Raw genomic sequence first — 22,232 nt, forward strand, 5'->3', positions numbered from 1 at the left:
GCTATAGCCCCGAGCCTTGGTCTGCGATGGAGGACAACGCGCGCCCAAAATCTGAAGGAGCCACAGTAGTTGCTGCGGCTCCGCAGCCTGACGATAGCACAGTGGAAAAAGCCGCTGCCTCAGTTGCTCAGCCAGAATCGGCAACCGGGGTGTTGATGTTTGTGCCAGATATGAGCTGCGCCAGTTGCGTGGTGAAGATTGAAAAGGCTTTTGCCAACGCTGGCGTTGAAGCGCGGGTTAATCTGGCAGACAAGCAGGTGAGTGCGGCTAAGGGCGTGTCGGTTGCCGATGCGCAGCAGATCCTCGCCAGTGCTGGTTATCGTGGCGAGGTGGTTGAGAATGCTGCCAATGCGATGGCTGATAAAGCGGCTCACGATGCCAAGGAATATCGCACCAGGATCATCCAGTCAGCGGTGACATTGGCCGTTGGTATCCCGCTGATGTTGTGGGGCCTGACGGGCGGTGACATGACCGTTCACGGCGACAGTTCGCGCTGGGGATGGGGGTTGGTATCGCTGTTGTGTTTGGTTTTGCTCATCAGTTGTGGTGGCCATTTTTATCAGGGCATGTGGCGCGCGCTAAAAGCTAAAAGTGCCAATATGGATACCTTGATAGCGTTGGGAACCGGCTGCGCCTGGCTGTATTCTTCAGCGGTTGTGTTGTTTCCAGCTTGGTTTCCCGAAGGCACCCGCCACGTCTATTTTGAAGCCAGTGTGATGATCATCGGCTTGATAAACCTCGGCCATGCTTTGGAATTACGTGCACGTGGCAAAACCAGTGAAGCGGTACAAAAGTTGTTGGGTTTGCCAGGCCAATACGGCACTGCTGGTCACCGAAGAGGGTGATAAAACGGTACCTATCAATGAGCTGAAAATCGGCGATGTTCTCCGCTTACGCCCCGGCGATAGGGTGGCTCTGGACGGCGAAGTTATCAGTGGTGCGTCACTGTTGGACGAATCTATGTTGACTGGCGAGCCCATGCCTGTGAAGAAAAATCAGGGGATTTAGTGAGTGCCGGTACTATCAACGGTGACGGTTCACTCACTTACCGTGTGCTGGTGGGCCCTAAAGATACCCGGCTGGCAAAAATCATTGCCTTGGTGCAGGAAGCGCAGACCTCTAAAATGCCCATTGGTCGGCTGACCGACAAAATTGCCGGAGTGTTTGTGCCGGTAGTGGTTGCTATTGCGATATTGGCGGCGCTGGTTTGGTATTTTGTCGGCCCGGCCCCGCAACTGTCACACGCGCTGGTAGTACTCACCAGCGTGCTGATCATCGCTTGTCCTTGTGCCTTAGGGTTAGCAACACCTATGTCAATCATGGTGGCCGTTGGCCGTGCGGCGCAGATGGGCGTGCTTATCAGAAACGGTGAAGCCTTGCAGACCGCCAGTAATGTCAGCTGTGTCGTACTAGATAAAACCGGTACGGTCACCGAAGGTAAACCACAACTGGTGGCGATTCATGCAACCGATGCAGCAACGCTGTACGAAGCTGAGCTGATACAAGCGGTCGCCAGTCTAGAGCAACAATCGGGACATCCGTTGGCTCAGGCATTTCTGGCGGCGGCAAAAGCCAAAAATATCACAGTGGTTGAACCTCAACAGTTTACATATCGCCAGGGGCAGGGGATTGTTGGCCAAATTAACCAGCAGCAATGGTTAGTCGGTAATAGCAAATTACTGGATGCCTTTAATGTCACTATTAGCCAGATTGCACAAGCGCAACTAGATGATGCTGCAAGCTTGGGGCAAACTCCCGTGTTGGCCGCGAAAGATGGCAAACTGTTGGCTATTCTGGCGATCAGTGATCCGCTGCGGGAAGATGCCAAGTCCGCACTGGCCGCATTACAGCAACAGGGTAAAAAACTGGTGTTGTTATCTGGTGATAATCAGCACACGGCTAATGCGGTAGCAAAACAACTGGGTATCACTCAGGTGATTGCCGGAGTGTTGCCAGATGAGAAACAGGCATGGGTGAAGAAATTACAACAGCAGGGTGAAGTGGTGGCTATGGTCGGCGATGGCATCAATGATGCGCCAGCCTTGGCTGCCGCCGATGTTGGGGTGGCACTGGGCACAGGTACAGAGGTCGCCATTGAAAGTGCCGATCTGACATTACTGACACCTCGTCTGGAAAATCTCGCACAGGCATTTGCCTTATCTAAAGCCACGCTGGGAAATATCAAACAAAACCTGTTTGGCGCTTTCATCTATAACAGTTGTGGTATTCCAATTGCGGCCGGAGTGTTATATCCACTGTTTGGCGTGTTACTCAGCCCGGTGATTGCCGGAGCGGCAATGGCATTGTCATCCTTGACCGTGGTGACCAACGCCAATCGATTACGCCAGCAGAAATTGCAATAATGGCCTTTAAGCCCACCACCTTCAGCCGTGGTGGGCTTATTTGTCAGACAAGTGTCATGGCACCGCGGTTGATAAATCCGCCGATGCTGTTTATAGTGACGCGCTTTATCCGCCAGCGTCGGTGCTGGCAGGATTTTTCATCCTTACAGCTACAAATTTGGAATTTCAGCCGTGATCACAACCGCGAATATCACCATGCAGTTTGGCGTAAAGCCGCTGTTTGAAAACATCTCCGTCAAGTTTGGTGACGGCAACCGCTATGGCCTGATCGGTGCCAATGGGTGCGGTAAGTCCACCTTCATGAAAATCCTTACTGGTGAACTGGAACCTACATCCGGCAATGTGTCATTGGATGCCAATGAACGCCTTGGCAAACTGAACCAAGATCAATTTGCTTATGAAGAGTTCAGTGTGATTGACACAGTGATCATGGGTCATAAAGAGCTGTGGCAAGTAAAGCAGGAGCGGGATCGCATCTATTCGTTACCTGAAATGAGCGAAGCCGATGGCATTAAGGTTGCTGAGCTGGAGATGGAATTTGCTGAAATGGACGGCTACACCGCTGAGTCACGTGCCGGTGAACTGTTACTGGGGGTGGGCATTCCGTTAGAGCAGCATTTCGGCTTAATGAGTGCGGTGGCGCCGGGTTGGAAACTGCGAGTGTTGTTGGCGCAGGCACTGTTTGCCGACCCCGATATTCTGCTACTTGACGAACCCACTAACAACTTGGATATCGATACCATCCGTTGGTTGCAAGAAACACTGAACCAGCGTAATAGCACCATGATCATCATTTCCCACGACCGTTATTTCCTGAACTCCGTCTGTACTCATATGGCGGATTTGGACTACGGTGAACTGCGGATTTATCCAGGCAACTATGATGAATACATGACCGCAGCTTCGCAGGCACGTGAGCGCTTGCTGGCAGAAAATGCTAAGAAAAAGCCCAGATTGCAGAACTACAAACCTTCGTTGCCCGCTTCTCAGCGAATGCTTCCAAGGCTAAGCAAGCCACATCGCGTGCGCGTCAAATCGATAAAATCAAGCTGGATGAAGTTAAGGCCTCTAGCCGTGTTAACCCTTATATCCGTTTTGAACAAGACAAGAAGCTGTTCCGCAATGCGTTGATTGTGGAAAAACTCAGTAATGGTTATGACCATCCCTTGTTCAAAGACTTGAACCTGATTGCCGAAGTGGGTGAACGCATTGCTATTTTGGGTGAAAACGGTGCTGGTAAGACAACGTTGGTGCGTACTTTAATTCATGATTTGCCACAAAAAGCGGGCACGATTCAGTGGTCAGAAAACAGTAGCATTGGCTATTACGCCCAAGATCATGCCGATGATTTCGAAAACGAGATGAATCTGTTTGACTGGATGAGCCAGTGGCGCCGTGAAGGTGACGATGATCAGGCGGTGCGGGCAGTCTTGGGGCGTATGCTGTTCAGTGCTGATGATATTAAAAAGTCCGTCAAAGTGCTGTCTGGTGGCGAACAGGGTCGTATGCTGTTTGGCAAACTGATGCTACAGAAACCTAATATCCTGGTGATGGACGAACCGACTAACCATCTAGATATGGAGTCGATTGAATCCCTCAATAATGCGCTGGAAATGTACGAAGGAACCTTGTTTTTCGTGTCTCACGATCGCGCGTTTGTATCGTCACTGGCGAATCGGATCATTGAAATCTCTGCCCGTGGCTTGACCGATTTTAAAGGCAGTTACGATGATTTCCTGGCCAGCAAAGGTATTGAAGGCTGAAATAATGGATGTCAGTAAAAAAGCCCGCTAAGCGGGCTTTTTTGATCCTTGTCGGAGACTAGAGCCCCGTGGCGGCCAATCTTTGCGCCATGGCTTCGAGCCCGTTAAGGCCTTCAATATCGGTGGGCTGTAGCTGTAATCTGAATAAGGGTAATTGCTTGAAACGCTGCTCTATTTCTTGCAGATGTTTGCATTCCTGAGCACGTCTTTGCGCCAGAAAACTCCCATCAGCACTGTCAGGTAAAATTCGATTGATCACCAAGCCAGCTAGCGGTAGTTTTTCTGCCAATAGACTATCCACTGCGCGGCTGGTTTCGAGAATCGGGAGTTTCTCCGGTGTTAACACAAACAGCAGTGCAGTACGCTGTTTATCTTGCAGAATTTCCCGGGTCCGTTGTAGCAGTCGTTGCCTAGTTAGCAGTGTCTCCGCAATGGCTTTGTTGCGCGGATCCATGCCCGCTGTGGCATGTTCGGTCGGGTCATCAAACGGATTATCAATATCACGGCCAGCTTTCGGCGTCAGATGATCCAGCACTGAGCCGAGTTTTTCCGAGCGCTCATTGGCTTTCAACAGACCTTGTGTCCAGGCCGCCATGGCTTCTGGCAAACTCAACAGCCGTAGCGTATGTCCTGTCGGTGCTGTATCAAAAATGACTAAGTCATATTGTTGCTGCCCCAACTCAATAGTGTGGGCAATCCGCTCCAATAACGCGGCTTCTTGCGCGCCCGGTGATTGGCGGGTCAGCCGCATCTGCCGTTCGATTTCGCTATACATCTCTGGTCGGGTGAAGCGTTTCAGTTGGCTGGTGACCTGCGCTAAATGCTGCTGCACTTCATGATCAGGATCGATTTCAAGGGCATCCAGATTGGGAGCCATGCGGGTGATGCTATCACCGATCGAGCGGGCAAAGGCATCTGAGAGACTGTGCGCCGGATCGGTAGAGACCAGCAGTACTTTTTATTGCGGCTGGCAGCCAGCAACGCCAAAGCAGAAGACACAGTTGTTTTGCCCACGCCACCTTTACCACCCACCCAGATGACTTGTTTATCGGTTAGAACGTCCATTTAGCGGTACCACCGTTCTTTAACAGCACTTGAACTGGTCAAGCGGCGAGTGAGGCATGCCCATACGCAGATGCCAGTCGTGGAATTTCTCCAACATGATGGGCTGCAACTCCAGCGTGTAATAACTAGCCGGATTTGGCACGCCCATCATTTCAGAGAAAATTAACAACATGAAAAGATCGTCCTGATCCCGCCTGGCACGTGCAATTGCCGAGCGGAAAGGCGCATTGTAGGCTTCTTCTGCTATCTGACTGACATCGCGGAGTAGCCGACGGATCTTTTCTAGTTTCATTATTCACCTTCAGTGGCAGCGTTACGCTCTTTGATAGTTTTGCTGAGTGTGGCCACACATTCCAGTGTAATAACAATGGCGGCAATCAACACCACCAGATCCAGCGTAAACAGGAACCAATCAGCCTTGATGTAGAAGCCTTTGAGCTGGATCACCAGACCGGAAATGGTCATGACCAACAGGAATGCCAAAGGTGCCAGTGTGTAGATCATTGGCCGCCCCAACTTCACCAACATGACAGTGATCACCAGCAGTGTCAGTCCGCCAAGTAACTGGTTAGTGGTACCAAACAATGGCCAAATCAACAGCCCGCCCGCACCATCGCCACCCGCGCCAAAGGCCAGTAGCAGACAGGAACCCACCGCCAAGAAGGTTGCGATAGAACCTTTGTTCATCCAACTGATGTTATAGATGGCACCCCATTCCTGGAAGATATAACGTTGCAGACGCAAGCCAGTATCCATAGTGGTACCCGCGAACAGCACTACCATTACGGTCAACAGGGTTTGTGCCATGGTTTCATCCAGGCCCAGACCCGACTCTAGAATGTTGGCTCCGCCGCGAATGAAAGCGCCAACACCGCCTTGACCAAAGGAGTGGTAGATATTCTGCCAATCAGCCAAAGTGGCAAAACCTGCGGTAGAGGCAATGATAGCGGCCAATGCCAGCGAACCTTCACCTACTGCACCGAAATAACCCACAAAACGCAGATCGGGTTCCTTATCTAACTGTTTGGACGTGGTACCACTGGCCACGAGTCCGTGGAAACCGGAAATGGCACCACAGGCAATGGTTACAAACAACAGCGGTACCAGTGATGGTGTGCCTTCTGGTACATTGCTGTTGAACGCCGGAGCAACAATATCAGGGCCAGAGATAATCACGGCACCATACAGTAGGCCCAGACCAATGAATAGCTGAATACCATTGATGTAATCACGTGGTTGCAGCAGCATCCACACTGGCAACAAGGAGGCGATAGCGGCATAAACGAACAGCAGAATAATCCAGGTTTCGTTATCGGTCAGCGGCCCGACCATTTCCGGTAAGGAGATTGGCATCATGGGGCCGACGTAGATCATTGCGTACAAGGCAATCACACCGACAATCGACACCACCAGTAAGTTGATAAGTTTTCGGTAGATTAACTGACCCACAACCAAGGCTACGGCAATGGCACCCCACACCGGGATGGTGGCACTGGGGAAATTAATCAGTTGCTTGGCAATTACCACGGCAAATACTGCGTTAACCATCAGCAATACCAAGAAAATAACCACCATGAAGATAGACCGGGCGCGAGAGCCAATAACATCGCCAGTCACTGCGCCAATGGACTTGGCTTTATTGCGGTTACTGGCCCAGATAGCACCGGCATCATGAACGCCAGCAAAGAAAATGGTGCCGATGGTCACCCACAAAAGGCGGGCACCCAGCCCCAGATCACCGCAATGGCTGGGCCAATAATCGGTGCCGCACCTGCGACTGAGGTAAAATGGTGTCCCCACAACACGTACTTATTGGTGGGCACATAGTCCACACCATCCTGCATTGCATGGGCGGGTGTGACGAAGTTGGGATCAACCTTAAAGATTTTCTCACAGATGAACTTAGAGTAGACGAAATAGCCAAGCGCCATCGCCCCCAACCCCATTAACATCAAAAAGATAGCATTCATGCATCACCTCTGGTGTGTAATTGTAAATGTAACTTATTGATGTTAATGGATACCACTTTTGGCTAATATCCGACCATTGTCTAAGTTGAAACGCTTTGGTAACAATTCACAAACATTGAGTGACAGTTATGTATGCCCCGTGTGGCCAAAATAGGTTGGCGCATTTTAGTGGCAGACTTCGACTTCATAGCCAGTGAACTTACGGATATTGATAACGCCGGTATCAAATAGCAGGTATTGTCCTTTAATCCCCAGTAAGGTGCCGCCAATAGTGGCCGTCTTATCAAAATTCAGAGAGTTAATCTTGGTGGGATACTGGAGCACTGGGTAGTGGATTTGCGTGGTGGCAATGGTCAGCGGCTCAATAATAAATTGCTTGGTGTCATCAAGCTCATGCAGTCGGTCTTGGATTTGTGGTAACAATGATTTGGCGGCCGCGGGGAGATCCAATGCCTCGTTATCGCCTTTTAACATCGCTTGCCAATTGGTTTTGTCGGCAATCAATTGCGCCAGCGTAACTTCAATCAGCCCAGACAGATAACGGGAGTTCACGCGAAACAACGGCATCCCTTGAGTGGCACCTTGATCCAACCAGCGGGTGGGTAACTGTGTGTGACGGGTAATACCTACTTTGATCCCTGAGGTATTTGCCAGATACACAAAATGAGGCACAAAGCAGTGCTCAAGCCCCCATTGCGGTTCGCGGCAGGTGCCTTGGGCAAAATGGCAGGTTTCCGGCTTCATGATACACATGTCACAACTGGCGAGTTTCTGCATGCACACAAAACAGTGGCCCTGGGCATAACTTTTCTTGGTCGGTTTGCCGCAATGACAACAGAGAATACGACCGGTGAAGATTAAGCTGAGGGGGCTTCCTATGCGTGGATTTAACGGCAGTTGCTGTTGTCCAACGCGAAGTGAATATTGCGCTACGCCGTTGTCATCCAGACTAACGGCCATTTTATCCAGCGTTCCTAACATAATGAATTAACGTTTTAAGTGATTTTTCAGCAGTGTAGCAGTTTGCTAGTGCTAACACTGACCGAAATTTTCGATGGGCTACGCCGCTAACGACTGCGCACTTTATCAATTACCACATCATCACCAATTTCATAGAGTGCCTCTGTCAGCAGCTCCTCTTGATGCGGATCACTCAGCCCCAGACTGATAGTGGCGCGAAACAAGGCAATGCCGGTGTGGCTGGCACTTTCATATTTACTGCTGAAGCGTTCAATGTTGATCCCGAGGCTGTTGAGTTTGTTCGAGATCTCTTTTACCAATCCGGGACGATCATACGCCACCAGATTGTAAGTCAAGCGCCGCCGTGGCGGGTTAAATTGGGCGGCAGGTGACGATGTCATGGTCAGTCCGTCGATGCATTCCAGTGAATCTTGCAATGCGTCCCAGTGCTGTTCATCAATTTCTAACAACAGGATGGCGGCGAATATGCCATCTATGTGGCGTAACTCGGAATCAAGCCAGTTACCACTGTGATGGCTGACGGCATTGGCGATCTGTTCGACCAATCCTTTGCGGTCAGGAACCTGTAAGGTGATGAGATATCGGCGCATATTGGGACGGCTCCTGTATGCTGTTAAAAACAGACGGTGTAACATTACTGTCATTTTTGCGTCATATAATCCGGAAAATGCCACCCAAGTGGAAGTTAACCGGTTTCGCTGGCAGTAATTTGCAGATAATGACTGCCGGGCTGACACTAATAGTGACACGCCTTATAGATTAAATAATAGAGGTTTTCGATGGAAAGTCAGGTCTCTAAGCCTGGCTTCAGCATCCCATGACTTATTGATGGAAAAACGCGGCAATCGCCGGGCGTTAAAAGATCTGTTGGCCAAGATAGGCGTGACTGTCGGCGGCATCATGGTATTTGTGGCGTTGCTGTTGATATTTTTCTATCTGTTATATGTCATTAAACCGGTATTTGATGCCGCTAAGGTGACGCCTTTGCGCAGTATTCCTGTGGCAACAGACAGTAAAACGCTGATGGTTGGTGCTGATGAGCAGAACGAAATCATCTATCGGGCCAGCGAACAAGGGCAGGTGGATTTTTACCGACTCGCCGATACCTCCAAACAGTCCATGTCATTGCCATTACCAACGGCAACTAAAGTGGTAAGCAGTGCGGCATCAATACCGAATCAACAGCTATTTGCCTTGGGATTAGATAACGGTCAGGCGTTACTTGCTGGGGTGAATTTCAGTGTCAGTTATCCAGACAATAAACGCTTGATCACCCCAGGATTGCGTTATCCCATGGGTGACGCTTTAGTGACAGTGGCCGAAGACGGTGCACCGTTACAGCAACTGGCATTTGCTTATAGTAGCGACAAAATCAGCTTTGCTTATCGTGGTCGTAACCAGCAGTGGTTTCTAACGCGGCTGGATGGTGAGCAGAACATGCTGACGGAAGAAACCGAATGGCAGCATCACAGTAAACTGTTGCCAAATACTCCTGTGCAAGTGGAGCATCAACTGCTCACACCGGATCAACGTCAATTGATGTTGCAGTCGGGTAACAAGGTTTTTATCTATAACATCAGTGATGTAGATGACATCAGTTTGTTGCAAGTGTTGGATCTGGAACGTGCTAAAGCAAAAGTTAGCAATATCAGTTTGTTGGCCGGAGCCAGTTCGTTACTCGTCAGTTATAACAGCGGTGTGGTCGCGCAGTATTTTCAGGTGGCGGGTGAACATGGCCGCTTGTATCAGTACATTCGTGAATTTAAAGGTTTGGGCAATATAGAAGCGCTGGCCAGTGAATATTACCGTAAGAGTTTTGCCACTGTCAGTGACGATGGTCGTTTAGAGCTGTTATATACCACCAGTGAACGAGAACTGTTCTCTAAGACGTTTGATTTGGCCAAACCTGTCGCTATGGGTTTCAGTCCGCGCGCCAATGCGCTGGTGGTGCAGGCCGATGGCAAATTACAACTGTTGACTGTGAGTAATGCCCATCCAGAAGTGTCTTGGAGTGCACTGTGGAGCAAGGTTTGGTATGAGGGTTATCCAGAGCCACAATATGTCTGGCAATCGACTTCAGGTTCGGATGATTTTGAAGCCAAACTCAGTTTGATGCCACTGGCATTCGGCACTATTAAAGCGGCATTTTATGCCATGATTTTTGCGGTACCCTTGGCGATTGCGGGAGCGATTTACACCGCCTATTTTATGTCGGCAAAGGTACGCTCATTAGTAAAGCCAACCATCGAGATTATGGAAGCGCTACCCACAGTGATCCTCGGGTTTCTCGCTGGCCTATGGTTGGCGCCTTTGATAGAAGATCATCTGCCGGGGTTACTGCTATTGCTGATCTTGCTGCCGGTGACCATATTGCTCACGGCCTTTGCTTGGTCGAAACTTCCGGTGCGGCTCAAACTGCTATTGCCTGAAACCTATCAGGAGTTATTGCTGATCCCGGTGATTTGCTTCTTCGGGTGGCTGTCATTTGCCATCAGCCCCTCTATCGAATTGTGGCTGTTTCACGGCGACACCCGTCAGTTCATTACCAATACGCTGGGAATGAGTTTTGACCAGCGTAATGCCTTGGTTGTTGGTATCGCGATGGGATTTGCGGTAATCCCCACCATCTTTTCAATTGCCGAAGATGCGATTTTCTCGGTGCCTCGTCATCTCTCTAATGGCAGTTTAGCCTTAGGTGCCACCCGTTGGCAGACGCTTACCCGCGTGGTGCTGTTGACTGCCAGCCCCGGTATCTTTTCTGCCGTGATGATGGGGCTTGGGCGTGCAGTAGGCGAAACCATGATAGTACTAATGGCAACAGGCAATACGGCAATTATGGATTGGAGTATTTTCCAGGGCATGCGCACGCTTGCAGCCAATATTGCCGTGGAAATGCCAGAATCAGCCATAGGTAGTTCACATTATCGGGTGTTGTTTTTGGCTGCCTTTGTGTTGTTTATTTTCACCTTCTTTTTCAACACGATTGCCGAAGTGGTGCGCCAACGGCTACGTGAACGATACAGCTCGCTGTAAGGGTATTGAGCAGATGACGCGTTTATATAAGCAAGGGGCGGTTTGATGGGAAAATGGTTTAAATCCGGCGCACCTTGATTTGGATGACTGGCGGCGCCGTTAGCATCAGCCTGATTGCGGTGTTGGGCTTGCTGTTGTTAATCGCCTGGCGTGGACTCAGCTATTTTTGGCCTGCGACCATTTATCAGTGGCAGATGCAGGATGAAAATGGCAAGCCTTACACGCTGATTGGGGAAATTCACGACCGCGAACAGGTGCCTACGGAACGCTTAGTCGCTGCGGGTCACCATTTTGCACATAATCCTGGTGAGTTTGTGAATCGTTATCTGGTGAAAACCGGTAACCGTGAATTTGTCAGTTTGGATTTTCGCTGGATCCTGCAAACGGATATTCAAAGCCGTGCTACGCCAGCCGGGTTAGCAATGCTCGAGCGCAGCAAAAACGGTAATTTTTATGGCTACCCGGTCGCCATTATTGAGGCCGGAAAACGCCTGCCCGCGCAGGAGGATATCAGCGCAACACTGCGGCAGTATATCCAGCGAGCCGTCACCCTTAATCAGCAGGCTGATACCTTGCAGAAACAGGACATAGGCTCGGTTAATTATGATCTGGAGCGGTTACGCCTCAAAGGCCGTAAGTATGAACTGGATAATGCCTTGACCGCAGCGCGTCAGGCGGAACTGACACAGCAGCGTCAGCAGTTACAGCAACAATATCAAGTGCTGGAAAAACAGCTATTTTCATTGCGGGAACAGGCGGGACGCGATGCGGTAATCGTCAAAGATATGCGTGGTCAGGAAGTGACTTTGCCATTGGATACCGTGCTGGATGTCAGCTATGTTAACCGCATGGGCTTTTGGCAGAAATTAACAACCTGGTGCGTTCGTGTCGGCCATTTTGTCAGTGAAGATCCCCGCGAAGCCAATACCGAAGGTGGTGTGTTCCCGGCCATATTTGGCACTGTATTTATGGTGTTATTGATGGCGATTATTGTGACCCCGTTTGGGGTGATTGCAGCCATCTATCTGCACGAATACGCCCGCAAAGGGGCGCTAACTAAGATTATCCGCATTGCCGTCATTAACCTCGCCGGGGTTCCCTCAATTGTATATGGGGTCTTCGGTCTGGGCTTTTTGTCTACATGGTGGGCGGCTCTATCGATAAATTGTTTTACCCAGAAGCGCTGCCATCGCCGACATTTGGCTCGCCAGGGGTGATCTGGTCGGCCTTGACCTTAGCTATTCTGACCTTACCCGTGGTGATAGTTTCCACCGAGGAAGGCTTGTCACGTATTCCCAGCGCTATCCGCCAAGGCAGTTTGGCATTGGGTGCCACCAAGGCTGAAACCCTGTGGCGAATTGTGATCCCGATGGCGAGCCCTGCCATTATGACAGGTTTGATTTTAGCCGTGGCGCGAGCAGCGGGTGAAGTGGCTCCGCTAATGTTGGTGGGCGTGGTGAAATTAGCACCTAACCTGCCAGTGGACATGAATTTTCCCTTTGTGCATCTGGAACGTAAGTTTATGCATCTGGGGTTCCATATTTATGATGTGGGCTTCCAAAGCCCAAATGTAGAGGCCGCACGGCCATTGGTATACGCCACTTCGTTCCTGCTGGTAACTGTGATTGTGGCGCTTAACCTGACGGCTATCAGCGTGCGTAACCATCTGCGTGAAAAATATCGTTCGCTGGAAAACTGATAACCGCCAGTGCAAGAGACAGGACAGAAACAACCTATGATTTCGATAGATGCCTCATTAACGACCGCTGCTGCCAAGGTCGATTTAAAGAATCTGCCATCGGAGCAGACAGCACTGGAGATCCGCGATCTGAATCTACATTACGGTGATAAACAGGCGCTGTTTGATGTGTCGATGAAGATCCCCAAGAAAAAGTCACGGCTTTTATCGGCCCTAGCGGCTGTGGTAAATCTACGCTGCTACGCTGTATCAACCGTATGAATGATCTGGTGGACAACTGCCGTATTGACGGCGAAATTCTGCTTAATAGTCACAATATCTACGATAAAAAAGTGGATGTGGCCAAACTGCGCCGCAATGTGGGCATGGTGTTTCAACGCCCTAATCCGTTTCCCAAATCGATTTACGAAAACGTCGTTTATGGTTTGAGATTACAGGGCATCAATAATCGGCGTGAGTTGGATGAAGCCTGTGAGCGTTCACTGCGCGGTGCCGCCATTTGGGATGAAGTGAAAGACCGTTTACACGATAACGCGTTTGGTTTGTCAGGCGGTCAGCAGCAACGTTTGGTGATTGCCCGTGCCATTGCTATTGAGCCCGAAGTGTTGCTGTTGGATGAACCCACATCAGCTTTGGACCCCATTTCGACACTGACAATTGAAGAGCTGATCACCGAACTGAAAACTCGCTTTACCGTGGTGATTGTGACGCACAACATGCAGCAGGCCGCGCGGGTGTCAGATCAGACGGCTTTCATGTATATGGGGGAATTGGTGGAGTATGCCGATACCAACACCATATTTACCACGCCGCGACAGAGCAAAACCGAAGACTATATTACCGGGCGTTATGGCTAACGCCCTCACTGAACCAAGGCAGAATTTATGGAAAATAAAAATCTTAACAAGCATATTTCCGGTCAGTTCAGTGCCGAACTGGAAGATATTCGTAATAAAGTCCTCGCCATGGGCGGCTTGGTCGAACGTCAGCTAGAACTGGCGCTCGATGCGCTGGGGGCGCTGGACATTGAACTGGCACAACAGGTGATTGATGGTGACCATCGTGTCAACGGCATGGAAGTGGACATAGATGAAGAATGCACCCGCATTATTGCCAAACGCCAACCCGCAGCCAGCGATCTGCGTTTGGTCATTGCGATTTCCAAAACGATTGCCGATCTGGAACGCATCGGCGATGCCTGTGTGCGCATTGCCAAAGCCGCTTTGGAAAAACGCAATAATAATCAGCAACCTTTGCTAGTGAGTATCGAAAGCATGGGGCGTCATGCCACTCGCTTACTGCATTCAACGTTGGACTCATTAGCACGGATGGATGCGGAATCGGCAATCGAGTTACATAAAGAAGACGCCAAACTGGATAAAGAATATGAAGGGATCATTCGCCAGTTGATGACTTACATGATGGAAGACCCTCGTTCCATCCCGGGTATTCTCGATGTGCTATGGGCGGCACGGGCGGTTGAGCGGGTAGGGGATCGCTGTAAGAACATCTGTGAATACGTGATTTATTATGTAAAAGGCCGGGATGTTCGCCATGTCTCTTATGAAGAGATGGAAAAGGATTGATGGCGAACTGTGCTGCTAAACGCCAGCAATTGCTGGCGTTTTTTGTGGCTGAAGCCAATTTTACGGCAAATACCAGCGGGTATTCAGCATGATGCTGCTGAAATCGCTGACAGGTAAGCTGTTGCCATAGAGGTTGATATGATGACAGTGCTAAGATAAGCGCCGCAGCGTCATGTCGGCGGTGTTGATGTGAGGAAAACATGAAACAAACCCTGATCCGCGGTCTGCTGAATCTGTTGCCTATGGCACTTAGCTTGTGGTTGTTCTGGTCGTTATTTGCCTCATTGGATGAACTTGGAAAACTGCTGCTGACGTTAGTGCATGCTCCGTCCCCGTTCCCCGGCGCTGGTTTTTTGTTGGTGGTGGCTTTGGTGTTTATCGCTGGCTTGTTGTTTTCGGTCAGCCCGGTGGTGTGGTTGTGGAGCTGGGTTGAACGGCAACTCATGCGTTTCCCGTTGTTTAAGTCAGTTTATGGCAGTATTCGTGATATCGCCTCGTTAATGAATCGCGACCCCTCTAAGCCAAAATCACAACAAACCGTGTTAGTTCGTCAGGCCAATGGGGGGTATGTTGTGGGGTTTATCATGACAGATACGCCTCCACAACCTTTGGTGGACGCTTTACCTGATGGTGACTGGGTGCCAGTGCTGTTTCAGTTGTCTTACCAGATGGCTGGGGTCACCAGTCTGGTGAAACGGGAAGATCTCATCAAAGTCGACTGGTCATTTGAAGAAGCCATGCGTTTTAACTTAACGGCTGGGATCTCACAATCACCAGCAACAGAGCATGAACATCACAATAATCCCATCGATTAACCGTACAAAAGCCCTTTACGCTCCCCAATCGTGCTTGTTTTGTGTATAATCAACGCGAATTGTTGCCAAAACAGTAGTAATCTCAGTGGGTTTACCGGTCTCTTTGCCCCGGTATCCGTTATTGCCGCCCCATGAGCCGGCGGGAATGTTGCTCCATTATCAAAGGTCTCTTTGGCCTTGCCGCGGAGTAACAATGTTGCTGAATTACCTTTGCTGTCGCCCATTGGCAATGTTTTGGCTGCTGCACAGCCTACAAGCACAAAATCTGATAAAGGGTTGATCAAGCAGCAGCCTGTCATCTGATGGGAGCGTTTATGTCTAAAAAATCGAGTATCAATCCACCGGTGTTTTTTTCATCAGTGATCTGTCTGGTGGCACTGGTTGTTATTGCCGCCGTATGGCCGCAACAGTCACAAGCATTGTTCAATAGCGTACAGACCTGGTTGCAGCTAAAAGCGGGTTGGCTTTATGTGTTGGCCGTGGCTATTTTTTTGGTGTTTGTGGTGTTTATCATGCTTAGTCGCTACGGCGATATTAAGCTGGGGCCAGATCATTCAGAACCCGATTTCAGTTATAAGACCTGGGTTGCCATGCTGTTTTCCGCCGGCATGGGAATAGGGTTGATGTTTTTTGGTATTGGTGAACCTGTGATGCACTTTCTAGCACCACCTGATGCTGATCCACAAACCATGGCTGCGGCCAAAGACGCGCTGAAAATTACCTTTTTCACTGGGGCTTACATGCTTGGGCCATATACGCCATTGTGGCGTTGAGTCTGGCTTATTTTAGCTATCGGCATAATTTGCCTTTATTACCGCGCAGTGCGTTATACCCGCTAATTGGTAATCGCATCTATGGCCCTATTGGGCATTGTGTCGACACTTTAGCGGTTCTTGGCACTGTGCTGGGGGTGGCAACGTCGCTGGGCTTTGGTGTGGCACAGGTTAATTCTGGTTTACATTTCTTGTTAGGCGACAGTTTTCCAATCTCCGCCGCAGTGCAGGTGGGGCTTATCTGTGTGATCACCCTGATGGCCACGGCATCGGTGGTTTCTGGCGTCAATAAAGGCATCAAAATACTTAGCGAACTCAATATGGGGTTAGCTTTCTTGTTGATGATGTTTGTGCTGTTAGTGGGGCCAACCGCAGATTTATTACAGCATTTTGTCCAGAATACTGGGGCTTATCTGAGTGATATTGTTAATAAAACCTTCAATTTGTACGCTTATCAGCAGAAAAATGATTGGCTAGGTGGCTGGACACTGTTTTATTGGGGCTGGTGGATCTCATGGTCACCTTTTGTGGGAACCTTTATCGCCCGAGTTTCCCGTGGTCGTACTATCCGTGAATTCTTGGTGGGGGTGATGTTTGTGCCAACCGGCTTTACCTTTCTGTGGATGACCGTTTTTGGTAATTCGGCCATTGATGCCATCATGAATCATGGTGCGCAGTATCTGGCTGATGCCGTATCTTCAGATGTATCTGTGGCCTTGTTTACCTTTTTTCAGCACTTGCCGTGGTCTGGTGTTCTCAATATCTTGGGTGTGTGTCTGGTAGTGACCTTTTTTGTGACTTCATCGGACTCTGGCTCGTTAGTGGTCGATAATCTTACCTCGGGCGGAGATGAAAATGCGCCCGTATGGCAACGGATTTTCTGGGCATTGCTAGAAGGCGTGGTGGCCTCGGTTTTATTGTTGGCAGGTGGCCTAAAAGCGTTGCAGACGGCATCCATTGCCAGTGCCATGCCGTTTCTGGTGGTAATGCTGCTGATGTGTATCGGATTGTTTAAAGCACTTAAAGATGATCGGCTGAAACTGATGAGTGTGCGCTTACACAATACGAGTGTGCAGTATTCACAGACCAGTGTTTCCTGGCAAAAACATCTGGAGGTATTGGTCTCTCTTCCTTCCTATAAGGAAGCCAGACAGTATCTGGATGAGATTGCTGAGCCAGCGCTGGCGAATGTCGAGCGCGAATTTATCCAGCGAGGTATTGAGGTTGAGTTACAGCATGAGCAGGATCGCGTAAGACTGGTGATTGATGACTCAGAGCTGCAAACCTTTGTATACGCCCTGCGGATCCGCAGTTTTATCCTGCCAGGATTGCCTGAAACCGAGGATAGACACTATTATCGCGTCGAAGTATTTCTTGAACATGGCGGTCAGTATTATGATGTCATGGGATATACGCCTGAGCAGTTACAGGCTGATGTGGTAACCCAATATGAGAAATACCTGCATTATCTGCATCTTTCTAATGCAGAATATGTCAGTAACTAAGGTGGCAATGTCGGTAGACGCAGGAATATGGCATGACAGCACAGAGCAAATTAGACCGGGTACTGGCAGAAGCCAGAGAATACCGGGCTAACCGGGAGAAGGGCTACAGAGAACAGGCGTTAAAACTGTATCCTTGGGTTTGTGGTCGCTGTGCCCGCGAATTTACGCATAAAAACTTGAGTGAACTTACGGTGCATCATCGTGATCACAATCATGATAATAACCCGGCGGATGGCTCTAATTGGGAACTGTTGTGTCTGTATTGTCACGACAATGAACATGCCCGCTTTGAGGAGTTAGTATCATATGGCGATACTTCTGACTCCAAGCAGGCACCTGCCACCTTTAATCCATTTGCCGATCTCAAGGCAATGATGGCCAAAAAAGGTCAGAAATGACAAAAACGCACCTTCTTTCAGGTGCGTTTTTCTGTGTGCTTGGCTTATGTCTGACATGACAAGTGACAAATGCTGTAATAAGCACTTTTTGGCATAAAAAACACTCAGGGCTTTTGTAACAAAGTCTGTTTTGCTGATGTACAGCATTGGTTTACATCGGCGCTCGACTTATACTCTTGGCCTTAAACATTACTACAACAATGATGGAAGCAAGCAATATGACTCTTGGCTCAGCTAAGGTAGGCAAGACACACTCGTTTATGACTGTGTCCCTTATTGAACTATGGGAACGCTTTGGTTATTACGGCATGCAGGCGCTGATTGTGTACTTTATGGTACAGCGCTTGGGCTTTGATGACAGCCGTGCCAATTTGGTATGGAGTGCCTGTGCGGCATTGATTTACGTTTCTCCTGCTATTGGTGGATGGGTCGGGGATAAAATCCTCGGTACCAAACGGACGATGTTACTGGGTGCCGGCGTGTTGTCGGTCGGTTATGCCCTGATGACAGTGCCAACTGAGAACACCTGGTTCTTGTTTGGTGCCCTTGGCGTTATTGTGGTCGGTAACGGCCTGTTTAAACCGAATGCGGGTAACTTAGTCCGCAAAATCTATGAAGGCGATGATTCTAAAATCGATTCCGCTTTCACCATCTATTACATGGCGGTTAACGTCGGTTCCACCTTCTCCATGCTGTTGACTCCATGGATTAAAGATTACGTTAATGCGACCTATGGCAATGAATTTGGCTGGCATGCAGCGTTCGCAGTTTGCTGTGTGGGCTTGCTGGTCGGCTTAGGTAACTACGCCATTATGCGTAAGACCGTTAGTGAATACGGTTCAGAGCCAGATTCTCGGCCGGTTGATAAAGTCAAACTGGCTATCGTACTGGCAGTTGCGGCAGCTTCTGTGGTGTTGTCTGCGGTAATCCTAGAATATCAAACAGTTGCCCGTATTTTTGTGTATGCGGCAGGTGTCGTGTTGCTGGCTATCTTCATCCATCTTATCCGCAGTAGCGAAGTCAGTGAACGCGCCGGTTTGATTGCCGCACTGGTACTGATTGTGCAGACAGTCTTTTTCTTTGTGTTCTATCAGCAAATGTCCACTTCGCTGGCGCTGTTTGCGCTGCGTAATGTTGACTGGGAATTTAGCGTATTTGGTGCCCATCTTTGGACATGGTCACCTGCGCAATTCCAAGCACTGAACCCCATCTGGATTATGGTGCTGAGCCCAGTGTTAGCGTGGACCTACTCATGGGCCGGGCGTAACAACAAAGATTTCTCTATTGCCGGTAAATTCGCCCTTGGTTTTGCCGTTGTGGCCATTGGCTTCTTTATCTACGGTTTTGCCGGGCAGTTTGCTGTGGATGGTAAAACCTCATCTTGGATTATGATTTGGGGCTATGGTTCTTATTCCCTTGGCGAGCTGTTGGTGAGTGGCTTGGGGTTGGCGATGATAGCTCGTTATGTGCCAGCGCGCATGGGCGGCTTTATGATGGGCGCTTACTTTGTGGCATCAGGTATTTCTCAGTATCTGGGTGGCGTGGTGGCAAACTTTGCCAGTGTGCCTGAGGATATTAAAGACCCACTGCAAACATTGCCAATTTATACCAGCCTGTTTAACAAGTTGGGGATTGCTGCAGTTATTTGTACGCTGATAGCACTTGCTGTGTTGCCATTAATGCGCCGCCTAACGGAAACACATCACGCTCATAATGGTAATGGGCATGATGATAGTGCGGCAGCGGCGTTATCAGATGTGAAAACCGAACAGTAAATAGCCGTCACTTTTCGAGAAAACCGGGAGCAGCGTCTCCCGGTTTTTACTTAACGATCTTTTTTAGGTTAGATTTGTTCCGTCATTTAATGATAATTTTCACTCGAGTCTTGACGACGATTGGTTTATCAGAGACTTAAGTAACAGTGTATGGTTTGTGTGCAATGCTTGTTTATTTCACAAAACTTAAAAGTTGGTCTAATTAGCTTTAATCTGCTATCGTCTTTATTTCGTCATTCTGCTGTTAATGAACTATGGTGGTATTTTATTAATTTGGGTATTTTTAGAGTCCAAATAGTTGAGCTGCCAGTTTAACCATGAGTGGTGTGCTTATTATCTAAATTTGGGGAAATGTAATTTGGTCACGGCACTCATTATTTTATACTTTATTTCATCGCTCACTAACTCAAAGAAAATTGTAATATTTTTGGGGACTATATTCTCATTAGTTTTATATCCACAAACTTTTGTTGTTATTTGTATACTTGCAATTTTTGTAAAAACATTTGGTGAATACCTTCAAGAGAAGATATCAATAATTCCTATAGTTGTGTTAGCCATAGTACTTATTAAAAATACTTTTTTTAGTGCAGTAGATGGATATCAATTGTTAGGTGTGAGTTTTGCTCTTTTTCAAGTTTGTTATTATATAAAAAGTAATATCTCGTTATATGCTTTGGTTAGTAAACTAAGCTTTTTCCCACAATTATATTGTGGGCCTATTGTAAAACCTTCTGGTTTCGAACGGCTTAAAAAGATAACACTTAAATCCCAAGCGCTATATCATTGTATATTTTCTGTGGGGTTGTTTTTTAAATTATATTTGGCCTATATAACAAAAAGTGCATATGAAAATGATGAAAGTATTTTCTATTCTATATTTTGGTGGGTTTATATGTATTCAGATTATTTATCTTGGTCTCTAATGGGAATTGGGATCGCAGGGTTGTCTGGATTTAAAATGCCATTGAGTTTTAGAGCACCATTTTTTACACATAATATATCTCAATTTTGGAGTAGATGGAATATAACGGTATATCAATGGTGTTCTGATTTTTTCAAAGTGTCAGGCCGAAGAAAATATAAAGCCTACTTAAAAATAGTGACCAGTGTATCCGTACTGTCATTATGGCATGGGGCTACAGTAGGTTTTTTAATTTTTGGCCTGGTTAATTTGTTGTTGTTTATTTTTCAGAATAAAATAAAACGTAAACATAACTGGCTATTAGTTAGTCAAATTTTATTCTTTGTGGTATTGGGATTCCCTTTCAATAATACTCTTCCTAAGACAATTTTCCCATGTATAGATATTAAGCAAATATTTTATGTTGTTGTTTCTGTTTTTGTTCTATATTTATTTGATATGTACTTTTATAAAAAAATTAGGAAGTTTGTATCTAATTATCCGATGACTATAATTTGTGCCTGCTTATTTTTTGTGACATTTTCATTTTTTGTTAGGAATTTGGATGGCGTTTTCTATTATGCCCAATTTTAAAACGTATAAAATATTAGTAATTATATGCATATTACTGGTTATCGTAGTTTCTGTAAGGATGATGACTAATATTAACCCAAAGGTAAAGAGGATTTATCAATCAGGTAATGTAATTGGTGTTGTTGTAGGAAATTCTCATGCAAATAGAATTATGCTTAATGACGATAGAATTTTTTATATGAATGAAGATGGTAACTCAATTTTAGGCTCTATGAAACAAATAGAATATGCAATTAAAGAGTTTAAAGATTTAAAATTTATTATTGTTAATTTGACGCCTATGGAAATGTTTGCCGAGAATTTTCAAAAATCAAGCGAGAATGATTCTCTTTATAAAACTATGCCAAATGAATATTTCAAATTTTTTGAAAAAAACATTTCTATTAGTCAAGTGGATTTTATAAAAAAAATAAAGTATATATTCAAAAATTTTATAGATAGAAATAGTAATGGCCATCCATTTTATCTTGAAGGTGAGTTTTATAAGAATGGTCGTAAAGTAATACCTTCTGAAATCCATAGGCCAAATATGGAGTGGTTACAGCTTAGCCACTATAGAGATGGTGTTTTTATTCCAGAATATGAAGAGTATGGAATAAATCTGAAAAGAATAGAAAGTATTGTTAAAGAATTTATTCATATAAAAATTATAGCTATTTCTATGCCTTTAAATTATCGTTATATGAATCATTTAAATAATGTTTTGGATGATAAGGAACTACCGAATATTGATTATTTTGCTAAGGATATGGAAACGATATTTGGAGCGTGTTACATTAATTTAATGAATAATTCATTGCCTGATAAATATTTTTGGGATGGTGATCATCTTAATCAAGATGGTGCTGAATATATGAAAGAAACTATTGTTAAAAGAATCAATGAATGTCTTCATTTTCAGTATAATGTTCATTGAGTAGTCATTTAATTTTTCAGCCCAGTTATTCTACTGATATAAAATATCAAGTGTGTAAATAGTAACTGAAGATCAAACTGTCTAAAATTTAA

10 protein-coding genes and 8 pseudogenes are annotated in these 22,232 nt (G+C 47.2%); 12 read left to right on the forward strand and 6 right to left on the reverse strand.

Annotation, left to right across the window (positions count from 1 at the left end; all coding sequences use genetic code 11):
• Nucleotides 1-155: 155 nt before the first annotated feature.
• Nucleotides 156-2,363, forward strand: a pseudogene (locus KHX94_RS16525) (heavy metal translocating P-type ATPase).
• A 171-nt stretch (nt 2,364-2,534) separates the two neighbouring features.
• Nucleotides 2,535-4,126: pseudogene (locus KHX94_RS16530) on the forward strand (ABC-F family ATPase).
• Between the two features lie 58 nt (nt 4,127-4,184).
• Here KHX94_RS16530 and KHX94_RS16535 read toward each other — a convergent pair.
• The 5 genes and pseudogenes from KHX94_RS16535 to KHX94_RS16555 form a co-directional block, all read right to left on the reverse strand.
• A pseudogene (locus KHX94_RS16535) lies at nt 4,185-5,191 on the reverse strand (ArsA family ATPase).
• A gap of 19 nt (nt 5,192-5,210) precedes the next feature.
• Entirely contained in the window at nt 5,211-5,483 is a 273-nt protein-coding gene (locus KHX94_RS16540) for a cory-CC-star protein (RefSeq protein WP_213681449.1), read from the reverse strand.
• Nucleotides 5,483-7,161: pseudogene (locus KHX94_RS16545) on the reverse strand (carbon starvation CstA family protein). The gene KHX94_RS16540 and the pseudogene KHX94_RS16545 overlap by 1 nt, the downstream one beginning before the upstream one ends.
• Nucleotides 7,162-7,326: 165 nt before the next feature.
• Entirely contained in the window at nt 7,327-8,142 is an 816-nt protein-coding gene (locus KHX94_RS16550; protein ID WP_213681450.1) for a DUF2797 domain-containing protein, read from the reverse strand.
• A gap of 86 nt (nt 8,143-8,228) precedes the next feature.
• A complete protein-coding gene (locus KHX94_RS16555) occupies nt 8,229-8,732 on the reverse strand; it encodes a glycine cleavage system transcriptional repressor (RefSeq protein ID WP_213681451.1) in 504 nt (167 codons plus the stop codon).
• Nucleotides 8,733-8,921: 189 nt separating this feature from the next.
• Between KHX94_RS16555 and KHX94_RS16560 the strand changes: the two are divergent.
• The 5 genes and pseudogenes from KHX94_RS16560 (at nt 8,922) to KHX94_RS16580 (ending at nt 15,275) form a co-directional block, all read left to right on the forward strand.
• Nucleotides 8,922-11,175: pseudogene (locus KHX94_RS16560) on the forward strand (ABC transporter permease subunit).
• Between the two features lie 45 nt (nt 11,176-11,220).
• Nucleotides 11,221-12,874, forward strand: a pseudogene (pstA, locus tag KHX94_RS16565) (phosphate ABC transporter permease PstA).
• Nucleotides 12,875-12,910: 36 nt separating this feature from the next.
• Nucleotides 12,911-13,731, forward strand: a pseudogene (gene pstB / locus KHX94_RS16570) (phosphate ABC transporter ATP-binding protein PstB).
• A gap of 27 nt (nt 13,732-13,758) precedes the next feature.
• On the forward strand, nt 13,759-14,460 hold the full coding sequence (phoU, locus tag KHX94_RS16575; RefSeq protein ID WP_213681453.1) for a phosphate signaling complex protein PhoU: 702 nt from the start codon (nt 13,759-13,761) through the stop codon (nt 14,458-14,460).
• 200 nt (nt 14,461-14,660) lie between these two features.
• On the forward strand, nt 14,661-15,275 hold the full coding sequence (locus KHX94_RS16580) for a DUF502 domain-containing protein (RefSeq protein WP_213681454.1): 615 nt from the start codon (nt 14,661-14,663) through the stop codon (nt 15,273-15,275).
• On the opposite strand, the gene KHX94_RS16585 is transcribed toward KHX94_RS16580, so the two are convergent.
• Nucleotides 15,272-15,559, reverse strand: coding sequence for a hypothetical protein (locus KHX94_RS16585; protein ID WP_213681455.1), 288 nt, complete (start codon nt 15,557-15,559; stop codon nt 15,272-15,274). The genes KHX94_RS16580 and KHX94_RS16585 overlap by 4 nt on opposite strands.
• A gap of 30 nt (nt 15,560-15,589) precedes the next feature.
• Between KHX94_RS16585 and KHX94_RS16590 the strand changes: the two are divergent.
• The 5 genes and pseudogenes from KHX94_RS16590 to KHX94_RS16610 all read left to right on the forward strand — a co-directional run bounded on the left by KHX94_RS16590 (nt 15,590) and on the right by KHX94_RS16610 (nt 22,140).
• Nucleotides 15,590-17,553: pseudogene (locus KHX94_RS16590) on the forward strand (BCCT family transporter).
• 32 nt (nt 17,554-17,585) lie between these two features.
• Nucleotides 17,586-17,951 carry a YajD family HNH nuclease gene (locus KHX94_RS16595; RefSeq protein WP_213681456.1) on the forward strand — a complete coding sequence of 122 codons (366 nt, stop codon included), beginning with the start codon at nt 17,586-17,588 and terminating at the stop codon, nt 17,949-17,951.
• A 218-nt stretch (nt 17,952-18,169) separates the two neighbouring features.
• Nucleotides 18,170-19,726, forward strand: coding sequence for a peptide MFS transporter (locus tag KHX94_RS16600; protein WP_213681457.1), 1,557 nt, complete (start codon nt 18,170-18,172; stop codon nt 19,724-19,726).
• Nucleotides 19,727-20,084: 358 nt separating this feature from the next.
• On the forward strand, nt 20,085-21,224 hold the full coding sequence (locus KHX94_RS16605) for an MBOAT family O-acyltransferase (RefSeq protein ID WP_213681458.1): 1,140 nt from the start codon (nt 20,085-20,087) through the stop codon (nt 21,222-21,224).
• Nucleotides 21,196-22,140: a hypothetical protein gene (locus tag KHX94_RS16610; protein WP_213681459.1), complete on the forward strand. Its 945-nt coding sequence runs from the start codon at nt 21,196-21,198 to the stop codon at nt 22,138-22,140. Before KHX94_RS16605 ends, KHX94_RS16610 begins: the two co-directional genes overlap by 29 nt.
• The last annotated feature ends 92 nt before the right edge of the window (nt 22,141-22,232 follow it).

This window comes from Shewanella dokdonensis, from assembly GCF_018394335.1.
GTDB classification, from domain to species: Bacteria; Pseudomonadota; Gammaproteobacteria; order Enterobacterales; family Shewanellaceae; genus Shewanella; species Shewanella dokdonensis.

Bases quoted from the DNA above. Each gene is read 5' to 3' on its own strand.
- KHX94_RS16595 (WP_213681456.1), top strand. From the start codon at position 17,586: ATGACAGCACAGAGCAAATTAGACCGGGTACTGGCAGAAGCCAGAGAA.
- phoU (WP_213681453.1), top strand. From the start codon at position 13,759: ATGGAAAATAAAAATCTTAACAAGCATATTTCCGGTCAGTTCAGTGCC.
- KHX94_RS16580 (WP_213681454.1), top strand. From the start codon at position 14,661: ATGAAACAAACCCTGATCCGCGGTCTGCTGAATCTGTTGCCTATGGCA.
- KHX94_RS16610 (WP_213681459.1), top strand. From the start codon at position 21,196: ATGGCGTTTTCTATTATGCCCAATTTTAAAACGTATAAAATATTAGTA.
- KHX94_RS16555 (WP_213681451.1), bottom strand. From the start codon at position 8,732: ATGCGCCGATATCTCATCACCTTACAGGTTCCTGACCGCAAAGGATTG.
- KHX94_RS16550 (WP_213681450.1), bottom strand. From the start codon at position 8,142: ATGTTAGGAACGCTGGATAAAATGGCCGTTAGTCTGGATGACAACGGC.
- KHX94_RS16600 (WP_213681457.1), top strand. From the start codon at position 18,170: ATGACTCTTGGCTCAGCTAAGGTAGGCAAGACACACTCGTTTATGACT.
- KHX94_RS16540 (WP_213681449.1), bottom strand. From the start codon at position 5,483: ATGAAACTAGAAAAGATCCGTCGGCTACTCCGCGATGTCAGTCAGATA.